We start from the raw sequence: 20,681 nt of genomic DNA, 5'->3' as shown, positions 1-20,681 counted from the left end.
ACGATGGATTCAACGAAGACAGAATCGTCCTATGACGTACTTGTCAGCAAGATTAAAGCAGGCGGAGCAGAAAAGTATCATGCCAAAAACGCCGCTCAGAATAAGATGTTTGCCAGAGACCGTCTCTCGCTGCTGTTTGATGAAGGTGAATTCCAAGGGGAAGATGGCCTGTTCGCGAACAGCCAAGCAGGGGACCTTCCTGCTGATGGAGTTATCACGGCAACTGGAAAGGTTAACGGCCAGACCGTATGTGCGATGGCGAACGATTCGACGGTAAAAGCAGGTTCATGGGGTGCGCGCACCGTCGAAAAAATCATTCGGATTCAGGAGATGGCACAGCGGCTGAAAGTTCCGATGTTCTATCTCGTTGATTCTGCAGGCGCAAGGATAACTGACCAGATTGACATGTTCCCAAATCGAAGAGGAGCAGGAAGAATATTTTATAACCAAGTGAAAATGTCCGGCATGATTCCCCAAGTCTGTCTTCTTTTTGGCCCTTCCGCTGCAGGGGGAGCTTATATTCCTGCATTTTGTGATGTTGTAATCATGGTGGACCAGAATGCGTCCATGTATTTGGGTTCACCAAGGATGGCGGAAAAAGTTATCGGCGAGAAGGTGACACTTGAAGAAATGGGCGGCGCGAGGATGCACTGTTCAGTCAGCGGCTGCGGTGATATTTTAGCAGCAGATGAAAATGAAGCGATCACCTATGCGAGAAAATATCTTTCCTACTTTCCGTCTAATTACAAACATAAACCCGCGATAACACAAGAGAAACCGCCTGTTTCAGGCAGAGATCCCGGAGAGATTGTTCCGAAGAATCAGAACGTCCCTTTTGATATGTATGAATTCATCAGCCGGATTGTTGATGAGGACAGTTTTTTTGAAATGAAAAAACTGTTTGCTGCAGAGATCGTTACCGGCTTTGCGAGGATTAAAGGCCGTCCAGTCGGTCTGATCGCCAACCAGCCGAAAGTCAAAGGCGGTGTGCTGTTTGTGGATTCTGCGGATAAGGCCGCTAAATTTATCACACTTTGTGATGCGTTTAACATCCCGGTCATCTTTTTGGCGGATGTTCCTGGCTTTATGATCGGCACAAAAGTAGAACGGGCAGGTATTATCCGTCACGGTGCCAAGCTGATTGCAGCGATGAGTGATGTTACTGTACCTAAACTCTCTGTTATTGTCCGAAAAGCCTACGGAGCCGGGCTTTATGCAATGGCAGGCCCCGCGTTCGAACCAGACTGCTGCATCGCACTTCCAACCGCGCAGATTGCTGTAATGGGCCCAGAAGCCGCTGTGAATGCAGTATATTCAAACAAGATTAATGAAATTGAAGATCCGAAAGAACGTGTCCTTTATGTCCAGCAAAAACAACAGGAATACAAAGAACATATTGACGTATACAAATTGGCATCTGAACTGATCATTGATGACATCGTTGAGCCTTCAGCTTTAAGAGAGACGCTCTTTCACCGGCTCGTCTTCTTTGAATCAAAAGAAATGGTGTTCAGTGAAAGAAAACATCCGGTCTATCCGGTATAGCAGGTACCTCCGCTGTCATTGGCGGAGGTTTTTTAATGATCAAATATGATACCATGAAAGAAATAATCTCGACGAAAGATAGGAGAAGTTAATGAAAATCGCCATCGTTGGAGGAGGCTCTATCGGTCTGCTCCTAGCCGCATTTTTTTCGGAGGAAGGCCAGGATGTTACTGTTTGCACGAGAACTGCAGAACAGGCAGACGCCATTAACGCACATGGTATAAAGTACCAAGCTGCGCCGGACTATAGTAAAATCCATCGGGTTTCTGCTGCAAGGGTGGATGCTTACCGTGAAGTCCCGCATTATGCGATCATTTGTGTAAAACAGCACCGGCTGCCCGAAGTCTGCTCGGTTTTACAGTCCAGCCCAATTTTTAGAGACAGTACGCTCCTTTTTATTCAAAATGGCATGGGTCATGTAGACACGCTGCGTTCACTTCCGCAAAACAATATTCTCGTTGGAATTGTTGAACATGGTGCACAAAAGGAAAACCATCATGAAGTAAGGCACACGGGCAAGGGGAAAATTAAGATTGCCTCCTTTCGGGGCGGCATTGACAAAGCTTTTTGGGGAAGAATGATTACAGGAAGCTTCAGGATCGAAGGAAAAGACCGACTTGAATTTATTATGAAGGAAAAGCTTGTCGTAAACAGTGTCATTAACCCATTGACCTCTTTGTTTCGTGTTCAAAATGGTGACATCGAACAGAACAGCTTCTTGACCGAGCTGGCAAAGCTTCTTTTTAAAGAAACCTGCAGCATTTTAGGAATAAACGAAACGACAGATGCATGGGAACATGTTCTCAGGGTTTGCCGAAGCACAGCTGAGAACCGTTCTTCCATGTTGATCGATGTAGAAGAAGGAAGACAAACGGAGATAGAGGCCATCAGTGGTTATCTTTTGAAGCTTGCTGAAGGCAAGGGGATGGATGTTCCTTACACAAGGTTTGTCTATTTCGGAATTAAAGCTCTAGAAAGAAAAAAGTAAAGAGGAATTGCTTGCATTGAATGTTGCTTCTTTTTCTGCATAAGTTACATTGAGAGGGCTTATTGTGCAAGCAAGGCTTCAGAACGCTTCTCCGAGCATTTCGTTTTGGTGATGAACCTGTACTTTGCTATACTCTATAAGCAGTTGTATACATAGAGAAAGGACGTACTTATATGAGGATCGATGAATTCCCTCTTCAAGATAAAAACCAAATAGCCGCATCATATTCAGCTGCTGATCCTTCAGTGAAAAACCTCTATGATTACAATGGGTTCAATGCTGATATGATGGAGCAGCGTGTTTTAGATATTGGGAGGAGAGAATATGAGCGCGATAAATTGGCGAATTATCTTTCTGATTATAATTTTCAATTTTCCTGTTCAAAAGAAACTTTAACGAACATTGATAAGCTTAGAAACCCTATAAGTGCTGCAGTCATTGGAGGGCAACAGGCGGGATTGCTTACAGGCCCGCTGCTGACCATCCACAAATGCATCAGCATTATACAATTTGCCTGTATACAGGAACAGCAGCTTGGTATTCCAGTCGTTCCTGTCTTCTGGATTGCCGGTGAAGATCATGATTATGATGAGATTAACCATGTGAACATTAAACGGAACGGACGGCCTGAAAAACGGTCTCTCCCACCGATTAGCCCATTAAAGACCTCTGCGACATTGATGGAATGGAATAGTGGTAAGGCGGCAGAGTGGGCTGAGTCTGTATTTAGGGAATTTGGTGAGACCGAATTTACGAAGGAAATCCTTTCTAAAGTGAAAGAGGTCTTTACCTCTTCCAAAACAGCGGTTCATTCATTTGCTCAGTTAATCACCGATCTATTTGGAGATTATGGACTGATTTTAGTCGATTCGGGGGAACCACAGTTCAAGCGGCTTCAGTCAACCACACTGGAAAGGATGATTGCTAGAAATTCTGAGGTGGATAACGCTTTTACAGAAGGCGTTCATCAATTAACCCGCCAAGGTTTTCCTGCTCCTGTAGAGCTGCAGAAAAACAATGCTCACCTGTTTATTTATCATAATGGGGAAAGACTTTTATTGTTCAGAGATGAAAGCGGCAACTACGAGACAAAAAATGACGAAGTTTCGTTCACTTCTGAACAGCTTTTAACCTATGCGAAAGAAAAGCCGGAGCTATTCAGCAATAATGTTGTTACAAGACCCGTTATGCAGGAGAGTTTGTTTCCTACCTTGGCGTTTATCGCTGGATCTGGCGAGATTGCCTACTGGTCCGCGCTTAAAGAGGTCTTTCATCTTTTTGGCTTTAAAATGACCCCTCTTGTGCCAAGGCTGTCCATGACGATCGTAACGGAAAAGAATGAAAAACAGCTTAAGGAAACCGGGTTGAAGGTGGAGGATGTTCTTCAAGAAGGAACCGAAGCAAGTAAACTGGCTTGGTTTGAGAGCCACAAGCCTTATAACACGAAAGAGGTTTATTCTGAAACGGTGGCAAAGATCGAAGAGGCACACTCTGAACTGAAAAAATTGGCGCTCTCCATCGATCCGTCCTTGGAGAGGCTTTCGGAAGTAAACCTCAATCGGATTAAGAGTGAATTGGACTATCTTCATAATAAAATGGATCGTGCGATGAAAAGGGAATTTGTAGAACCTCTTTCTCTGTTCGATCATCTCCAGTGTGATCTTGCTCCAGATGGCGTGCTCCAAGAACGAGTTTGGAATACTTATTCTTACATTAATCGGTACGGTAAAGACTGGATAAAACAGCTGGCATCCCACCCCCTTGATTTCAACGGCAAACATAAGGTTGTGTATCTGCGATAAAGCGAATAAAAAGATAAAAAAATCCTGCTCCTACAGCAGGATTCTTTTTTTTGTCAGCGAATAATTTGGTAGTGGTGAAAAGTGGGGCATTGTGGTAGAGTTAGGGTAGAAAGTGGGGGATGTCCTATGTTCATGGGTGAATATCAGCATAACATCGATGAAAAAGGACGTATGATTATCCCTGCTAAATTTCGTGAAAACCTTGGTTCGACCTTCATTCTCACTCGTGGGATGGATCAATGTGTCTTCGGCTATCCGCTTGAAGAGTGGAAAGTGATCGAGGATAAATTGAAGAGTTTGCCCTTCACAAAAAAAGATGCAAGAGCTTTCACCCGCTTCTTCTTTTCCGGTGCAGCAGAATGCCAATTGGACAAACAGGGGAGAGTAAACGTTGCACCCCAGCTTAGAGAGTACGCCAAACTCGAAAAAGATTGCGTAGTGATAGGTGTATCGAATAGAATTGAGATTTGGAGCAAATCAATCTGGGAAGAATATTTTGCAGCATCGGAGGAATCTTTTGGTGAAATTGCCGAGAGCCTCATGGATTTTGATTTGTAGCCAAATGACTCTCTAACTCTTGACACAGGAAGGAATACAACATGTTTGACCATATTACCGTACTTAAAGAAGAAGCTGTTAATGCCTTAAACGTGAAACCGGATGGAATTTATGTTGACTGTACACTTGGAGGAGCAGGCCACAGCGGACTCATACTCTCAAAACTGACAACAGGCCACTTGTATGCTTTTGACCAAGATGACACTGCCATTGAACATGCAAAAGCTGCCCTAAAGGAATATGAAGGAACTTTCACCATTATTAAAAGCAATTTCCGCAACATTCAAGACGAACTTTACAAACGTGGGATCGAGAAAGTGGATGGAATTCTATTTGACCTGGGTGTCTCCTCGCCGCAGCTGGATGAAGCAGAACGAGGATTCAGCTATCAGCACGATGCGCCGCTAGATATGAGGATGGATCGGACAGCTTCACTGTCTGCCCATGAGGTTGTTAATGAGTGGCCCTATGAAAAGCTCGTGAAAATCATTTTTCAGTATGGCGAAGAAAAGTTTGCCAAGCAGATCGCAAGAAAAATTGAAGCATCCCGAAAAGAGAGAACCATTGAAACAACCGGACAACTGGTAGACCTGATTAAGGATGCGATCCCTGCACCAGCCAGGAGAGCTGGCGGACATCCAGCAAAAAGAACGTTTCAGGCGATCCGAATTGCGGTGAATGATGAATTGAATGCGTTTGAAGAAGCTTTAGAGGATTCGATAGAACTGCTCTCCATCGGAGGAAGGATAAGTGTCATTACGTTCCACTCACTGGAGGACAGAGCCTGCAAAACCATTATTAAAAAATACAGCACAGGACCTTCCTTGCCACCAGGTTTACCGATTATACCCGAGGAGTTTCTTCCGGTATTAAAAAACATCACGAGAAAGCCGATACTGCCACGTGAAGAGGAAATAGATACCAATAGACGATCACGGTCGGCCAAACTGCGTGTAGCAGAAAAACAAAAATAAAGGAGAGTTATGGGTTGAGTAATTTAGCGTATCAAACACAGAGACAATATCAACAAGAAACAAAACGAAAACATGTTCAGCAGCCGCAAGTGCAGCCGAGAGTCAGAACCTCACGAATTACAAAAGGAGAAAAGTTCCTTTGGGTTTTTGCATCCCTTCTGCTTATTGCAGGCGCTATTTTCATGGTGTCAAACTACGCCTCAATCTATAAGGTCAACTCCAGCATTGAATCGGTTCAAAGCTCCATTGATTATGAAACAAAAGTAGTAGATGATTACAAACAGCAAGTCAAAGAACTAAGTGACCCAAATCGTATTCTTAAGATTGCAAAAGATAAGCTAGGGATGACGCTCAACGATAAAAACGTAAAAGTGCTTGAAAATTAAGGCGGAGTGTTAAACGATGGAGAATAAGTTTAAATTTAATTGGGGAGCAGGGGTTATCATGTTATTTTTCAGCCTGCTCTTTTTTGTGTTGATAGGAAGGTTTTTTTACATTGCGTATACGAAGCATATTGAGAACGTCGATTTAAAAGCGTACGCAGAGGAAAAGTGGACGCGGCACAAAACGCTAGATGCCAACCGCGGAACGATCTTTGACCGGCGTGGCGAGGCGATCGCCGAAGATATTCCGTCCTATACAGTAACGGCCACGCTTGACAAGAAGTATCCGGCGCACATTAAAGACCCTGCAGGAGCTGCTGCTAAGCTTGCGGGTGTCCTCGATGCGGATGAGTCAACCATTGAAGAAGCTTTAAGCAAAAAGAAATTGTTTGAAGTTCAAGTGCCAGGCGGGAGGAAAATCAGCCACAGCGAGAAAGAAAAAATCGAAAAGTTGAAGATTGAAGGTATTGAATTCCGTCCGGAAACCAAACGATATTACCCGAACCAGACCTTTGCACCTTATGTCATCGGCTATACGAACGAACAGGGGCAGAATGAGATATCCGGGGCTTTGGGCCTTGAAAAGACGCTGGATAAATACTTAAAAGAGACGAATGGAAGCCTGTCATTCAAGAGTGATACAAAAGGCGTCAAGCTTCCCGATCCAAGAGAACGGATCAAGAAACCGAAAAACGGTTCAAATGTATACTTAACCCTTGATGAAAAGATTCAGATGGTGCTCGAGCAGTCGATGGATAAGGCGAACAAAAAATACAAGCCAGAAAAAATAATCGGAATCGTAGCCGATCCGAAAACCGGAAAAATTCTGGCCATGAGCAACCGTCCGGCATTCAACCCTAACAAACGCAACATTAAGGACTTTACGAATCTTGCCATCTCGGATCCTTATGAGCCGGGTTCAACCATGAAAATTTTCACGCTGGCTGCAGCCATTCAGGAAGGTGTCTATAACGGCAATGAAACGTATCAATCTGGCCAATATAAGATTCCCCACAACCGCCCGATCAGCGATCACAATAGAGTAGGATGGGGAACGATTACGTTTAATGAAGGGGTACAAAACTCTTCGAACGTACTGTTTTCCAAACTGGCAAGAGAAAAACTGGGCTACGACCGGCTGTTAAACTATTTGAAGAAGTTTGGCTTGGACCGCCCTACGGGGATCGATCTGCCAAATGAAAAAGCCGGAAGGATCCTTTATAACTATGAAATTGAAAAACTGACCACTGCCTTCGGCCAGGGTACAACCGTTACTCCGATTCAGCAGATTCAGGCGGCTACAGCGATCGCGAACGGCGGTAAAATGATGAAGCCGTACGTGATTGACAAAGTCGTCGATCCTTCCAGCAAGAAAGTGGTGATGCAGCACAAACCAGAGGTAGTTGGCACACCTATATCAGAAAAAACATCAAAAGAGGTTCGAGATATTTTGGAAACCGTGGTGACCAAGGGGACAGGAAAGCCTTATCAAATTAAAGGGTATTCCATTGCAGGTAAAACTGGTACAGCGCAAGTCGTAGATAAAGAGAACGGAAGATATGCCCACGGATGGGGCAAGAACCTTTTTTCTTTCATGGGCATGGCTCCTAAGGACGATCCAAAGCTTCTTGTTTACATTGCAGTGGACCGCCCTCATTTGAAAAATAATGAGCTTGGTTCTTATCCGGTTTCAGACATTTTTACGACCGTCATGAAAAACAGCCTTCAATATTTAAACATTGAACCTGAGGATGAAAAAGTAACGAAACGAAAAATATCAGACAGTTCCGTCAAAATTGATGACTACAGTGGTAAGGAAGCTGCAGACGCTGAGAAACAACTAAAGCAGAAAGGTATGAAAGTACTGACGCTTGGCAGCGGAAGCCAGGTGATTTCCCAGCAGCCATCTGCCCATTCAGGACTCCTTCCTGGAGAGAGGGTCATCCTTCGTACCGAGGGAGATGTTCAAATGCCGGATCTAACCGGCTGGTCATTAACCGATGTTCTGAAGTTTTCAAAGATCATGGACATTGATGCATCTGTAAAAGGTTCAGGCTTTGCATCCAAGCAGAGCTTGAAGAAGGGATCGGTAATCAAAGATAAAGATTACCTCACTGTGGAGTTCGATAAACCTGAAATGCCTTCGGTAAATCTTAGCGATGAAAGCGGAGGCGGAACGGAATAGACAAGCGGGAGGGCGAACGGTCCTCCGTTCTAATCGCCTATGTACAAGCATATATTTGAAACGAGCCATGTGGAGGAGGTAATCATGTGCGTGTTTCAAATGTGACAGTGCGTAGGCGGTTAATTTTTGTTCTTACCTTTGGTCTGCTGTTCTTTTTTATTATTGGTGTCAGACTCGGGTATGTTCAGTTTGTGATTGGGGACTGGCTGACTGGCAAAGCGCTTGATTCATGGAGCCGGAATATTCCTTTCGAACCGCAGCGGGGTGAGATTCTCGATCGAAACAATGTGCCGCTGGCAACGAATGTCAGTGCGCCGACAGTCTTTGTCATACCAAGGCAGATCAATGATCCTGTACAAACGTCAGAAAAATTAGCAGCTGTGCTCGATATATCACAGCTAGACGTATATAAAAAAATCACCAAAAAGTCTTCCATCATCCGCCTCGATCAGGGCGGAAGGAAGATCAGCAATGAAAAAGCGAATAAAGTCCGCGAACTTAACCTGCCGGGAATTTTTATCGCAGAGGACAGCAAGAGGCACTATCCGTTTGGAAGCTATCTTTCTCATGTTTTAGGGTTTGCAGGCATCGATAACCAAGGTTTAATGGGGTTAGAAGCCTATTATGACAAGGAACTAAAAGGAACGAAGGGGCACGTTTCATTTTTCTCAGATGCCAGGGGAAGAAGAATGCCTTCATTATCGGACGATTATGAGAGGCCTAAAGATGGCTATAACCTTAAACTGACAATCGATTCCAAGGTACAGACGATCATTGAGCGCGAACTGGACATCGCTCAAGCGAAGTATAATCCGGACGGGGCTGTTGCCATTGCTATGAACCCTAACACCGGTGAAATCCTTGGCATGTCAAGCCGTCCTGACTTTAATCCCGAAGAATATCGCCGTGTCGCTCCTGAAGTGTATAACCGCAATCTTCCGGTCTGGGCGAACTATGAGCCTGGATCCACCTTTAAAATCATTACGTTGGCCGCGGCGCTGGAAGAAAATAAAGTAGATCTTAATAACGATCATTTTCACGATCCGGGCTCAATTGAAGTCGGCGGCAGGAAATTGCGCTGCTGGAAAAGGGGAGGGCACGGCAGCCAATCTTTTTTGGAAGGCGTTCAAAATTCGTGCAACCCCGGGTTTGTTATTCTTGGCCAGCGGCTGGGCAAAGAAAAGCTGTTCTCCTATATCCATAAGTTTGGTTTTGGACAGAAGACCGGTATTGATCTTCAGGGAGAAGGGACAGGGATTTTATTCAATCTAAAGAATGTCGGGCCGCTGGAGCTTGCAACGACTGCATTCGGCCAAGGCGTATCCGTAACCCCGATCCAACAGGTGGCTGCGGTTTCAGCTGCAATCAACGGCGGCTATCTTTATGAGCCATATATCGCCAAAGAGCTGGTCGATCCGGCGACTGGAAAGACGGTGAGCAGGCAGACGCCGAAATTGAAGCGGCGGGTCATCTCAGAAAAAACGTCGAAAGAAGTCCGGCATGCGCTTGAGACTGTGGTCGCTGAGGGTACGGGACGCCCTGCATTTGTGGACGGCTATCGTCTAGGCGGGAAGACAGGGACTGCGCAGAAAGCAAAGGACGGAAAATATCTAAAAAACAATCATATTGTTTCCTTTATTGGCATGGCTCCTGCAGACGATCCGCAGATCGTCGTATATGTTGCGGTCGACAATCCGAAGGATACCATACAGTTCGGCGGAGTGGTTGCTGCACCGATGGTCGGTAAGATTGTAGATGACTCGTTGCGGGCGATGGGGGTAGAAAAGAGGAAGAACCAGATCGAAAAGAAAAAAACATGGCAGGATCAAGAACTTATTAAAGTGCCAAATCTTGTCGGCAAGTCGACAAAAGAGGTTAAGGGATTGATGTATGATTTGAAAATTCAAAGCTCCGGCAAGGGTAATTATGTGGTCAAACAAGCGCCTGAACCCGGAGTGAAACTCAAACCTGGATCGGTAATTCGCCTGTTTTTGGGTGACAAACCGGGTAGGTAGGATTAAAATAGATTTGAATGCTAATAGCCAGGCGACAGCCTTGGCTTCTTTTTCTGATGTGAACTCTTTTAGAAAGGTCTTGATAAAGTGGAACTTAAGACACTAGTGAATCATTTATTAAACTATAAAACAGAGCATGAAACGAACGTTGAAATTACTTCGATTGATATGGACTCCAGAGCAGCACGGCCGGGGAGTCTGTTTGTCTGCATCAAAGGGTATACGGTAGACGGACATGACTATGCCGAGCAGGCTGTCCGTAACGGAGCTGCTGCGGTATTGGCTGAAAAGCATCTTCCCGGCATGGACTCCGTGCCAGTGATTATAGTGAACGATACAAAAAGGGCAATGGCCGTACTGGCCAACGTATTTTATGGTTATCCGACAAATAAACTTCATTTGATCGGAGTAACCGGAACGAATGGCAAAACGACTACATCGCATCTGATCGAACAGGTTTTCTCAGATGCTGGGAAAAGAACGGGAATGATCGGCACGATCGATATGAAGATAAACGGGGTAAGCCATAAAGTTACCAACACGACTCCAGAATCCCTTTTCCTGCAAAAAGCGTTTAAAGAGATGATTGACCAGGGCGTGGAGAGTGCAGTCATGGAAGTATCGTCCCATGCTCTGGATATGGGCAGAGTCCGGGGCTGTGATTATGATATTGCTGTGTTCACGAATTTTACCCAGGATCATCTAGACTATCACAAGGATATGGAGACGTATTTAAGAGCTAAGGGGCTTTTGTTTGCTCAGCTCGGTAATACATACGCCGGGAACAAAGAGAAGATCGCTGTCCTGAACAGAGATGACGAAGCTTCAAAAGAGTTCGAAAAAATGACAGCCGCTCAAATCTTAACGTATGGCATTGAACAAAAAAGTGATATTATGGCGAAGGATATTAAGGTGACTGGAAAAGGAACCTCCTTTACGCTTGTAACACCGCTTGAAGAGAGGCCGGTTTCCTTAAAACTTGTAGGCAAATTTTCGGTGTATAACGTCCTTGCCGCAATTTCAGCTACCCTTTTATCCGGAATCCCGATTGACTCGATTATTAAAACAATGGAAAATGTGAAGGGTGTACCGGGACGTTTTGAAACCGTGGACGCCGGCCAGAGCTTCACGGTAATCGTGGATTATGCCCACACTCCTGACAGCCTTGAAAACGCGCTGACAACAGTAAAAGAATTTGCCGTTGGAAAGGTTATTTCTGTCGTAGGATGCGGAGGCGACCGTGATAAAACAAAACGGCCTTTGATGGCTAAGATTGCTGCCGAAAATTCAGATGTAGCCATCTTTACCTCAGATAATCCGAGGACGGAAGATCCGCTTGCCATCCTCGAGGATATGAAAGCTGGCGTGCAGGACTATGAATACATCATTAAACCGGGCCGTAAAGATGCGATCGTCCATGCGATAGAGATTGCGGAAGACAACGATATTATTCTGATTGCCGGAAAAGGGCATGAAACCTACCAGATTATCGGAAAAAACGTTCTGGATTTTGATGACCGGAAAGTAGCTGCGGAAGCGATTGGAGCGAAATAGCAATGAGATTGGAATTAAAAGAATTAACAGGCATATGCATATCGACAACTGGAAACATTGAAAATACAGTGATTCAGGGGGTGACCAAGGATTCAAGGCAGCCTTCTCCGCAGTCACTGTATATACCGATTTCCGGAGAGAAGTTTGACGGACATAATTTTGTCATGCAGGCGATTGAACAAGGTGCCGTAGCTTCCCTTTGGAAAAAAGGTACACCTGTTCCTGAAGAGCTTGAGAGCTCGTTTCCTCTTCTTTTCGTAGATGATACGGTGGAAGCTCTTCAAAAGATGGCTAAGCTGTATTTAAAGAAAGTTAAGCCTGTCGTTATAGGTGTGACAGGCTCAAATGGAAAGACGACAACAAAGGATCTGCTTGAGGCTGTGATCTCGACGACTTTTAAAACTCACAAGACACAAGGGAACTACAACAATCATATCGGCCTGCCGCTGACCATCCTTTCCATGGAGAATGATACAGAAGTGATTATTCTTGAGATGGGAATGAGCAATTTTGGCGAGATTTCATTGCTGAGCAAATTATCGGAGCCGGATTTGGCGATTGTCACGAATATTGGAGAATCCCATATCGAATATCTCGGAAGCAGAGAAGGAATCGCAAAAGCCAAGCTTGAGATTAAAGACGGATTAAAAGAAAGCGGTCTGCTCATTGTTGATGGTGATGAACCCCTGCTTCAGCATCTCTCCTCTCACAATGTATTAAAGTGCGGCTATGGAGAAGACTGCACCGTCAAGATCGTGAATCAAGAAGGCGATGAGGATGGATTTACATTTGAACTCGAAGGGGAGAATATGGTGTACTCTCTTCCCCTGCTCGGAACACATAATGTGAAAAATGCAGCATATGCTATCGCAGTCGGCCATTATTTGAATATTGAGGACAGTATGATCAATGAGGGCTTGAAAAACCTGATGCTGACAAACATGCGGCTTGAAAAATACCGCGGTTTGAATGGAGCGCTTCTGATCAATGATGCTTATAACGCAAGTCCGACCAGCATGGCTGCCGCCATCGAAGCTGTAAAAGCATTAAACAATTATAAAAGAAAAGTTGTTGTACTTGGTGACATGTATGAATTAGGGCCGTCGGAAGAAGAAATGCACCGCGGCGTGGCAAAACACATTGATGACACTATCACGGATGTCATTGCCATAGGGGAAAAGGGAAAATGGATCGGCGAAGAAGTGTTGAAAAAGGGTGAACCAAGTATTAACGTAGCTATTTTTACGAAGAAAGAAGAGGCTTCTGAAGCGGTCCGCTCCTTGCTTTCACAAGAGGCTGTTGTTCTGTTTAAAGCATCAAGAGGGCTTGCGCTGGAAACTATCATTAAACCATTTATTGACGATGTTCAGGGGGCAGGGAAATGATTGAACAAGTTTTACTATTTACACTTCTTGCTTCTTTTCTTATTGCTGTTTTAAGCTCGCCATTTTTTATACCATTCTTACGCAGATTGAAGTTCGGGCAAAGCATTCGGGAAGAGGGGCCAAAATCACACCAGAAAAAATCGGGAACACCTACAATGGGCGGCATCATTATCATTGTCGCGCTGGCTCTGGCCACCTATATTATGACACTTAAATTCTTTGGGATGAAGACAGAGACTTACATGCTTCTTCTTGTCACGGTCGGCTACGGAATTGTTGGTTTTCTCGATGATTTTATCAAAGTGGCAAAAAAGAGGAATCTAGGGCTCACTTCCCGCCAAAAGCTCGTAGGTCAGCTGGTCATTGCCGCCATTTTCTACATCGGACTTCTTAAAACAGGCTTTTCCACCGAGATCAGTGTTCCGGGAACAGAATTTTCTTTTGACGTGGGCTGGTTTTATCCGGTTCTTGTTGTTGTTATGCTGATCGGAGCTTCTAATGCCGTAAACCTGACAGACGGCCTCGATGGTCTTCTTGCCGGTACGGCTGCTATTGCATTTGGAGCGTTTGCCGTACTTGCCTCTAATCTTCACCACTATGAAACGGCACTATTCTCTGTTGCTGTTGTTGGAGGTGTTCTTGGCTTTTTAGTGTTCAACGCGCATCCGGCAAAAGTTTTCATGGGTGATACCGGGTCACTTGCTCTTGGAGGAGCGATCAGTGCCATTGCCATCATTTTAAAACTAGAACTTCTGCTCGTTATTATCGGGGGAGTATTTGTTATTGAAACGTTGTCTGTTATGCTGCAGGTTGCGTCATTTAAAACGCGGGGAAAACGAATATTTAAGATGAGTCCACTTCATCACCACTATGAACTCAGCGGCTGGTCGGAATGGAGAATCGTTGTAACTTTCTGGGGTGTCGGCCTGTTATTCGCCGCCCTTGGAATCTATTTAGAGGTGTGGGTATAAAATGAACGAATTGAAAACTTTTCAAGGAAAAAATGTATTGGTACTGGGCTTGGCTAAAAGCGGATTCGCTGCTGCCAAGCTGCTTAAGTCTTACGGTGCGAACGTTGTTGTAAACGACCGGACGCCCCTCGAAGAGAATGAGCAGGCAAAAGTACTGGTTAAAGACGGCTATGAAGTAGTCTGCGGGGATCATCCTTTATCATTGCTTGACCGTCAAACAGATTATGTTGTCAAGAATCCTGGAATCCCGTATTCCAATCCGATTGTCAATGAGGCGGTTAGACGCGGGATCCCTGTCATTACTGAGGTTGAGATAGCAGGATTGGTATCCAGAGCCGAAATGATCGCCATAACGGGATCCAACGGAAAAACGACGACGACTACCCTTGTCGGACATATGCTTAAAAACAGCGGCCGACAACCTGTTGTTGCAGGCAACATCGGCACGGTGCTGTCTGAAGTTGCAGCCCGTTCAAATGAATCTGATGTCATCGTTGCCGAATTATCAAGTTTTCAATTGATGGGAACAGTGACATATGCACCAAGAATCGCCGTACTTCTTAATATTTTCGAAGCTCATCTTGATTATCATGGTTCGTTGGAAGAATATGCTGCAGCAAAGGGAAGGATTTTTGCGAACCAGACCGAAAAGGACTTCGCAGTTTATAACGCGGATGATGAGAGAGTCACTGAATTAGCTCATAAAACTAAAGCGGTAAAGGTTCCATTTTCTGTTACAGAAGTATGCCTTGATGGAGCTTACATAAAAGATGGATGCCTTTATTTCAAAGAAGAGAAAATCATCTCTTTGAAGGATATTGTTCTTCCTGGGCAGCACAACCTTGAGAACATCCTTGCCGCAGTTGCCGCTTCAAAGCTTGCAGGAGCAACTAACAGTCAGATCCAGGAAACGTTAAAGACGTTTACCGGTGTCAAGCACCGACTGCAGTATGTAACGACGGTCAACGGCAGAAAATTTTATAACGATTCAAAAGCTACGAACATACTGGCTACTCAAAAAGCCATTTCTGCATTTGGGCAAAAGATCATCCTTCTTGCAGGCGGACTGGACAGAGGAAACGAGTTTGATGACTTGATTCCGCAGCTGAAGCAAGTCAAATCCATTGTATTGTTCGGGCAGACAGCGCCAAAGCTCCAACGTGCTGCAGTCGATGCCGGAATAGAAGATATTAAACTTGTTGATAATGTGGAGGAAGCCGTTCCTGCCGCATACCAGAATTCTTCTGAAGGCGATATTATCCTTTTATCCCCGGCGTGTGCGAGCTGGGATCAGTTTAAAACTTTTGAACAAAGAGGGGACATCTTTATCAACTCTGTGCATAAACTTAAGTAGAGTTTGTACATGCTGGTTTGGAACGAGCAAATACAGAAGAGTTGAGGTGTTTCTTTTGCCTGCGACACGAACAACACCGGATATTATATTAATTGGCACGACTATGCTTTTATTATCCATAGGTATTATTATGGTATACAGCGCCAGTGCGGATTGGGCACTTGTAAAGTTCAACGATCCGTTCTTCTTCGCCAAGCGGCAGCTGCTTTTTGCTGGAGTAGGAGTGGCCGCTATGTTTTTTATCATGAATGTCAATTATATGACCTGGCGTACTTGGGCAAAAATCCTCTTGATCATCTGTTTCGTCATGCTGGTTGCCGTGCTCGTCCCGGGAGTGGGGATGGTTCGCGGCGGAGCAAGAAGCTGGATTGGTGTCGGAGCATTTTCCATACAGCCTTCAGAATTTATGAAACTTGCAATGATTACATTTTTGGCTAAATATCTAGCAGAACACCAAAAAAAGATAACGTCTTTTAAGAAGGGCCTTCTCCCTACTTTAGGGCTTGTTATGATTGCATTCGCTATGATTATGCTGCAGCCGGATCTTGGTACAGGATCCGTCATGGTAGGCACAAGCATCGTTATGATCTTTGTAGCGGGTGCAAGAATCTCCCACTTTGTGGGACTCGGATTTGTAGGCCTTGCAGGCTTTGCTGGACTCATTATTTCCGCTCCTTACCGAATTAAAAGGATCACTTCCTTTTTGGACCCGTGGAGTGATGAACTAGGCAGCGGGTTTCAGATCATCCAGTCACTGTATTCACTTGGGCCTGGAGGCTTAATGGGGCTTGGGCTCGGCGAAAGCCGTCAGAAATTCGGTTACCTTCCAGAACCGCAGACGGACTTTATCTTTGCGATTCTTTCAGAAGAACTGGGTTTTATCGGCGGTGCACTCGTCTTGCTTCTTTTCAGCATCCTTTTGTGGAGAGGAGTCAGAATTGCACTCGGAGCGCCTGATTTGTTCGGAAGCTTTCTGGCCATTGGCATTATTGGAATGGTTGCTATTCAAGTAATGATTAACATCGGAGTAGTCACGGGTCTTATCCCTGTCACAGGCATTACTCTTCCGCTGATCAGCTATGGCGGGTCATCCCTGACTCTCATGCTGGCATCGATCGGAGTACTGCTGAACATCAGCCGTTATGCCAAGTATTAAGTGCGGTCTTACTTGCTGAATTTTATCGACAAAGAAGTGAAACAGCCGCAGCTCAGAGTCCTCAAAGCGGCTTTAGCTTATTTGTCTCTCACATGCCCTGTCAGTGTGATGACAGGGTTCGTCTTATTTTATCTAGTTTTGCGGAGGTGCATTATGAGAGTTGTGTTAAGCGGCGGCGGTACAGGGGGGCATATCTATCCTGCATTGGCGCTTGCAAATGAGATCAAGAAACTTCATCCGGATGCGGAGATTTTATATATAGGTACAGAAAAAGGGCTTGAGAGCAAGCTTGTACCGAGGGAGAACATCCCTTTCAAAAGTATTCATATTACGGGTTTCAAAAGAAGTCTTTCCCTGGAGAACGCAAAGACGGTCATGCGGTTTTTAAAAGGTGTATCCCGCTGTAAGAAGATCATGAAGGAATTTAAGCCGGATGTTGTCGTTGGGACTGGAGGATATGTTTGCGGCCCTGTCGTGTATGCGGCAAGCAGCCTTAACATTCCTTCACTCATCCATGAGCAGAACAGTGTTCCTGGCCTGACCAACAAGTTTCTCAGCAAATACGTAAAGAAGATTGCGATTTCATTTGAAGAGAGCGCAAGTTATTTTCCAACGGATAAGGTGGTTTTTACAGGAAACCCAAGAGCTTCAGAAGTGATTGGAACAGATGGCGCAAAAGGAAGACGGTCCCTGCATCTTGATCCGAAGAAAAAGACTGTCTTGATCGTAGGTGGAAGCCGGGGAGCTCGACCCATCAATGAAGCGTTCCTTGATGTACTGGGAGAAGCAGAGAAGAAGAGCTACCAGTTCGTCTATGTCACAGGTGACGTGCATTATGACAGCGTTTTGAAGGCGGTCAGCGAGTCAGGAAGCCCAGCGAATGTAACCATCGTTCCTTTTGTCCATAACATGCCTGAACTCCTGGCGGGTGTTGACCTTGTTGTTGCAAGGGCTGGTGCCACATCCATTGCGGAATTGACGGCGCTGGGGATTCCTAGTATTTTAATACCGAGCCCGTATGTAACGAATAATCATCAGGAAAAGAACGCGCGAGCTCTTGAACAGAACGGAGCAGCGGTCGTTATACTCGAAAAGGATATGAGCGGGGCGCAGCTTCTTGAAGAAGTGGACCGTATTTTGCTCCACCACGAGAACTGGGAAAGGATGCATAAAGCGTCCAAGGAACTGGGCATGCCTCACGCTGCATCAAACGTCGTAAAGCTAATGGAAGTATATAAAAAATAACAGTGGTTTATGTAAGATATAGGGGGGATTTTTTTGAATACACTGGCAGAACAACTGCGGAACGAAAACTTAGGCAAAGTTTTGGAAAACGAACCGCTGAAGAACCATACAACGTTAAAAATCGGAGGTCCCGCTGATCTGTTTTTTGAGCCGAACAGCACAGAATCTCTGAAGAAAGCAATGACTTATATCAAAGAAGCGGGTGTCCCATTCCGCCCGATCGGACGGGGATCCAATCTGCTTGTATCCGATGAGGGAATTGAAGGAGTCGTGATAAAGATTGGTGACGGCCTTGACGCTCTCGAACGGAATGGTGATGAGTTTACGGTCGGCGGGGGGTACTCACTTGTGAAACTGGCTACCGTCCTATCCCGTGAAGGATACTCGGGTCTGGAATTTTCAGCTGGTATTCCAGGATCCCTCGGCGGGGCGGTGTTCATGAACGCCGGAGCTCACGGTTCGGACATGTCAAAAATCTTGAAAAAAGCATTGGTACTGTTTCCGGATGGTGATCTTAGATGGCTCACGAACGAAGAAATGGAGTACTCATACCGCACTTCTGTCCTTCAAAAGACGGGCGGAATTTGTGTAGAAGCCGTTTTAGCCCTTAAAAAAGGCGACAGGGAAACGATTATGGCTGAACTGAAAAAGAATAAGGATTACCGCAGAAACACTCAGCCTTGGAACTATCCTTGCTGCGGCAGTGTATTCCGAAATCCTCTTCCGAATTATGCCGGCCAGCTTATTGAATCATCAGGCTTAAAAGGAACCATGGTTGGCGGGGCTCAGATTTCCGAAATGCACGCAAACTTTATTGTCAACACAGGGAATGCCAAGGCGAAGGATGTGCTTGAGCTGATCTCCCTTATTCAGAAAAAAATCAAAGAGCTTCACCATATCGATATCGAGACTGAAGTGGAGATAATCGGCAGGAAAAGCTAAAAATTGCCACATCGTTCACTGGAACTTATGTTATAATTTAATAGACATAAATGGGACTGAATGAATCCTTTTGGAGAAGGAGAACAGCTTTGCAAAGCTGTTTTCCTTCCTCTTTACATATGGAGGATGGTATTCAGTTATTTGTATTTACGGGGGAAAGGAAATGGACAAGGATAAAGTTGTTACGATTGAAGACCGTATTCCCAAATTAAAAACACAGCGCAAACAAAAGACGAACAGAAGAATGATTATCTACTTGTCCCTTTTCTTTTTGCTGATCCTGATATTTGTCTATTTTCAATCCGGTTTCAGCCACATCAAGAAGATCACAGTAAGCGGAAACGAGAATATCAGCGACCAGGCTATTATTGAAGCTGGAAAAATCAGTGCTCAGTCCTCTTTTTTGAACCTTTCGGATGTTGACATTCAAAAGAACATACTCAGGATGGGGGAGATTTCCTCTGTTGATGTACATAAAAAATTCTACAATCATCTTTTAATCGAAGTGAAGGAGTATCACAGAGTCGGCTATTTAAAGGACAAGGGAAAATATTATCCTGTTCTCGAAAGCGGAAAGCTGCTGAAAGGGATAGAAAAAGATTCCTTGCCTGTCAACGCACCGATCATCATGGATTGGAAAGACCGAAAGCTATTAAAACCCATGGCAAATGAACTGGGTAAGCTTACACAGGGTATCGTACACCGTATTTCGGAGATCCATTTAGATCAAGAGAGCAAGGACGCCAACCGAATTATCCTGTATATGACAGACGGCTATGAGGTCAGGTCATCGATCACTCATTTTGCCAGAAAGATGGAGTCATATCCATCCATCGTCCAGCAGCTCGGCCCCCATCGAAAAGGGGTAATTAATATGGATGTCAGTACGTACTTCCATGAATTCGGCAACGAGGAGGCACCGAAGAGTGAAACCGACAGGTAAGTACGTTTTCTTTTCGATTATCATGCTTGTTACAGGCTTTTTCTTATCGTACTCCTATCAGATTACGAAAAAGGAAGCAGCGACCCATGAATCGAACAGTCAGTGGAAACAGGAAGACGGTTTGAGGAGCGATATATTGAGTACCCAAAAAACGAATCGAAAACTGAACGGAGAACTAAAGAAAATTCAGCTGCAGATTCAAAAACGTGAAAATAAACTCGCTGATCAAGAGAAGAAATCCTATAACTTAGTAGAAGACCTGAAAAAAATGAGGAAAGTGGTTGGAAGTGTAAAAGTAAAAGGGCCAGGGATTGAGGTGACACTTTCCGATTCTTCCTATGTTCCGGATGGCGATAATCCCAATAATTACATTGTTCATGAAGAGCACATTCGAAGTGTTATCTACGAAATGCTGGTTTCAGGAGCAGAAGCTGTTGCTGTAAACGGACAGAGAATTTCCCACAGCAGCTATATTGCATGCGTGGGCCCTGTTGTCAGCGTCGATGGCAACCAATACCCGGCTCCATTTACCATTACTGCGATCGGTGATAAGTCTGTATTGGAAAAATCGTTAAATTTATCTGTAGTGAGTGATCTTGTAAACGATGGCATTGATGTACGGATCGCGACAAAGGATGATATTACAATGGATCCTTATTTAAGCAAAGAGGGATGAGCCAA

Annotated in this window: 17 protein-coding genes; all 17 read left to right on the top strand. The window is 44.8% G+C overall.

Translation table 11 applies throughout. From position 1 onward, the window contains the following. Positions 1 to 3: 3 nt before the first annotated feature. Positions 4 to 1,545 carry an acyl-CoA carboxylase subunit beta gene (locus QYF49_RS11115; RefSeq protein ID WP_290399660.1) on the top strand — a complete coding sequence of 514 codons (1,542 nt, stop codon included), beginning with the start codon at positions 4 to 6 and terminating at the stop codon, positions 1,543 to 1,545. A gap of 91 nt (positions 1,546 to 1,636) precedes the next feature. Then, positions 1,637 to 2,533 carry a 2-dehydropantoate 2-reductase gene (locus QYF49_RS11110; protein WP_290399659.1) on the top strand — a complete coding sequence of 299 codons (897 nt, stop codon included), beginning with the start codon at positions 1,637 to 1,639 and terminating at the stop codon, positions 2,531 to 2,533. A 173-nt stretch (positions 2,534 to 2,706) separates the two neighbouring features. Next, positions 2,707 to 4,335: a bacillithiol biosynthesis cysteine-adding enzyme BshC gene (gene bshC / locus QYF49_RS11105; protein ID WP_290399658.1), complete on the top strand. Its 1,629-nt coding sequence runs from the start codon at positions 2,707 to 2,709 to the stop codon at positions 4,333 to 4,335. A gap of 126 nt (positions 4,336 to 4,461) precedes the next feature. Continuing rightward, positions 4,462 to 4,893 (top strand): division/cell wall cluster transcriptional repressor MraZ, encoded by a 432-nt coding sequence (gene mraZ, locus QYF49_RS11100; RefSeq protein ID WP_290399657.1) that lies wholly within the window; start codon positions 4,462 to 4,464, stop codon positions 4,891 to 4,893. Between the two features lie 41 nt (positions 4,894 to 4,934). Continuing rightward, positions 4,935 to 5,867: a 16S rRNA (cytosine(1402)-N(4))-methyltransferase RsmH gene (rsmH, locus tag QYF49_RS11095; protein WP_290399656.1), complete on the top strand. Its 933-nt coding sequence runs from the start codon at positions 4,935 to 4,937 to the stop codon at positions 5,865 to 5,867. Between the two features lie 14 nt (positions 5,868 to 5,881). Then, a complete protein-coding gene (ftsL, locus tag QYF49_RS11090; protein WP_290399655.1) occupies positions 5,882 to 6,253 on the top strand; it encodes a cell division protein FtsL in 372 nt (123 codons plus the stop codon). Positions 6,254 to 6,269: 16 nt separating this feature from the next. Continuing rightward, positions 6,270 to 8,435, top strand: coding sequence for a penicillin-binding protein (locus QYF49_RS11085; RefSeq protein WP_290399654.1), 2,166 nt, complete (start codon positions 6,270 to 6,272; stop codon positions 8,433 to 8,435). Between the two features lie 86 nt (positions 8,436 to 8,521). Next, a complete protein-coding gene (locus tag QYF49_RS11080; protein ID WP_290399653.1) occupies positions 8,522 to 10,450 on the top strand; it encodes a stage V sporulation protein D in 1,929 nt (642 codons plus the stop codon). 87 nt (positions 10,451 to 10,537) lie between these two features. After that, complete coding sequence (locus tag QYF49_RS11075; protein WP_290399652.1) at positions 10,538 to 12,004, top strand: UDP-N-acetylmuramoyl-L-alanyl-D-glutamate--2,6-diaminopimelate ligase; 1,467 nt, start codon at positions 10,538 to 10,540, stop codon at positions 12,002 to 12,004. A gap of 2 nt (positions 12,005 to 12,006) precedes the next feature. After that, positions 12,007 to 13,389: a UDP-N-acetylmuramoyl-tripeptide--D-alanyl-D-alanine ligase gene (locus QYF49_RS11070; RefSeq protein ID WP_290399651.1), complete on the top strand. Its 1,383-nt coding sequence runs from the start codon at positions 12,007 to 12,009 to the stop codon at positions 13,387 to 13,389. After that, positions 13,386 to 14,360, top strand: a complete 975-nt coding sequence (gene mraY / locus QYF49_RS11065; RefSeq protein ID WP_290399650.1) for a phospho-N-acetylmuramoyl-pentapeptide-transferase — start codon at positions 13,386 to 13,388, stop codon at positions 14,358 to 14,360. The genes QYF49_RS11070 and mraY overlap by 4 nt, the downstream gene beginning before the upstream one ends. A gap of 1 nt (position 14,361) precedes the next feature. Further along, positions 14,362 to 15,714: a UDP-N-acetylmuramoyl-L-alanine--D-glutamate ligase gene (gene murD, locus QYF49_RS11060; protein ID WP_290399649.1), complete on the top strand. Its 1,353-nt coding sequence runs from the start codon at positions 14,362 to 14,364 to the stop codon at positions 15,712 to 15,714. Positions 15,715 to 15,769: 55 nt separating this feature from the next. After that, on the top strand, positions 15,770 to 16,870 hold the full coding sequence (spoVE, locus tag QYF49_RS11055; protein ID WP_290399648.1) for a stage V sporulation protein E: 1,101 nt from the start codon (positions 15,770 to 15,772) through the stop codon (positions 16,868 to 16,870). A 153-nt stretch (positions 16,871 to 17,023) separates the two neighbouring features. Then, positions 17,024 to 18,115, top strand: a complete 1,092-nt coding sequence (gene murG / locus QYF49_RS11050) for an undecaprenyldiphospho-muramoylpentapeptide beta-N-acetylglucosaminyltransferase (protein ID WP_290399647.1) — start codon at positions 17,024 to 17,026, stop codon at positions 18,113 to 18,115. A 33-nt stretch (positions 18,116 to 18,148) separates the two neighbouring features. Next, entirely contained in the window at positions 18,149 to 19,057 is a 909-nt protein-coding gene (gene murB, locus QYF49_RS11045) for a UDP-N-acetylmuramate dehydrogenase (protein ID WP_290399646.1), read from the top strand. Between the two features lie 163 nt (positions 19,058 to 19,220). Then, the gene (locus QYF49_RS11040; RefSeq protein WP_290399645.1) at positions 19,221 to 20,000 is read left to right on the top strand and encodes a cell division protein FtsQ/DivIB; all 780 of its coding nucleotides are present in this window, start codon (positions 19,221 to 19,223) and stop codon (positions 19,998 to 20,000) included. Next, on the top strand, positions 19,984 to 20,676 hold the full coding sequence (locus QYF49_RS11035) for a DUF881 domain-containing protein (protein ID WP_290399644.1): 693 nt from the start codon (positions 19,984 to 19,986) through the stop codon (positions 20,674 to 20,676). The genes QYF49_RS11040 and QYF49_RS11035 overlap by 17 nt, the downstream gene beginning before the upstream one ends. Positions 20,677 to 20,681: the final 5 nt, after the last annotated feature.

This window comes from Fictibacillus terranigra (assembly GCF_030412265.1).
Taxonomy (GTDB): domain Bacteria; phylum Bacillota; class Bacilli; order Bacillales; family Fictibacillaceae; genus Fictibacillus_C; species Fictibacillus_C terrinigri.
Note: the sequence above shows the minus strand (reverse complement) of the source record. Positions and strands in the feature narration are given on the sequence as shown.

Coding starts and splice junctions, on each gene's coding strand:
- mraZ (WP_290399657.1), top strand. CDS start 4,462: ATGTTCATGGGTGAATATCAGCATAACATCGATGAAAAAGGACGTATG.
- rsmH (WP_290399656.1), top strand. CDS start 4,935: ATGTTTGACCATATTACCGTACTTAAAGAAGAAGCTGTTAATGCCTTA.
- QYF49_RS11110 (WP_290399659.1), top strand. CDS start 1,637: ATGAAAATCGCCATCGTTGGAGGAGGCTCTATCGGTCTGCTCCTAGCC.
- QYF49_RS11070 (WP_290399651.1), top strand. CDS start 12,007: ATGAGATTGGAATTAAAAGAATTAACAGGCATATGCATATCGACAACT.
- QYF49_RS11085 (WP_290399654.1), top strand. CDS start 6,270: ATGGAGAATAAGTTTAAATTTAATTGGGGAGCAGGGGTTATCATGTTA.
- murD (WP_290399649.1), top strand. CDS start 14,362: ATGAACGAATTGAAAACTTTTCAAGGAAAAAATGTATTGGTACTGGGC.
- bshC (WP_290399658.1), top strand. CDS start 2,707: ATGAGGATCGATGAATTCCCTCTTCAAGATAAAAACCAAATAGCCGCA.
- murG (WP_290399647.1), top strand. CDS start 17,024: ATGAGAGTTGTGTTAAGCGGCGGCGGTACAGGGGGGCATATCTATCCT.
- QYF49_RS11040 (WP_290399645.1), top strand. CDS start 19,221: ATGGACAAGGATAAAGTTGTTACGATTGAAGACCGTATTCCCAAATTA.
- mraY (WP_290399650.1), top strand. CDS start 13,386: ATGATTGAACAAGTTTTACTATTTACACTTCTTGCTTCTTTTCTTATT.
- QYF49_RS11115 (WP_290399660.1), top strand. CDS start 4: ATGGATTCAACGAAGACAGAATCGTCCTATGACGTACTTGTCAGCAAG.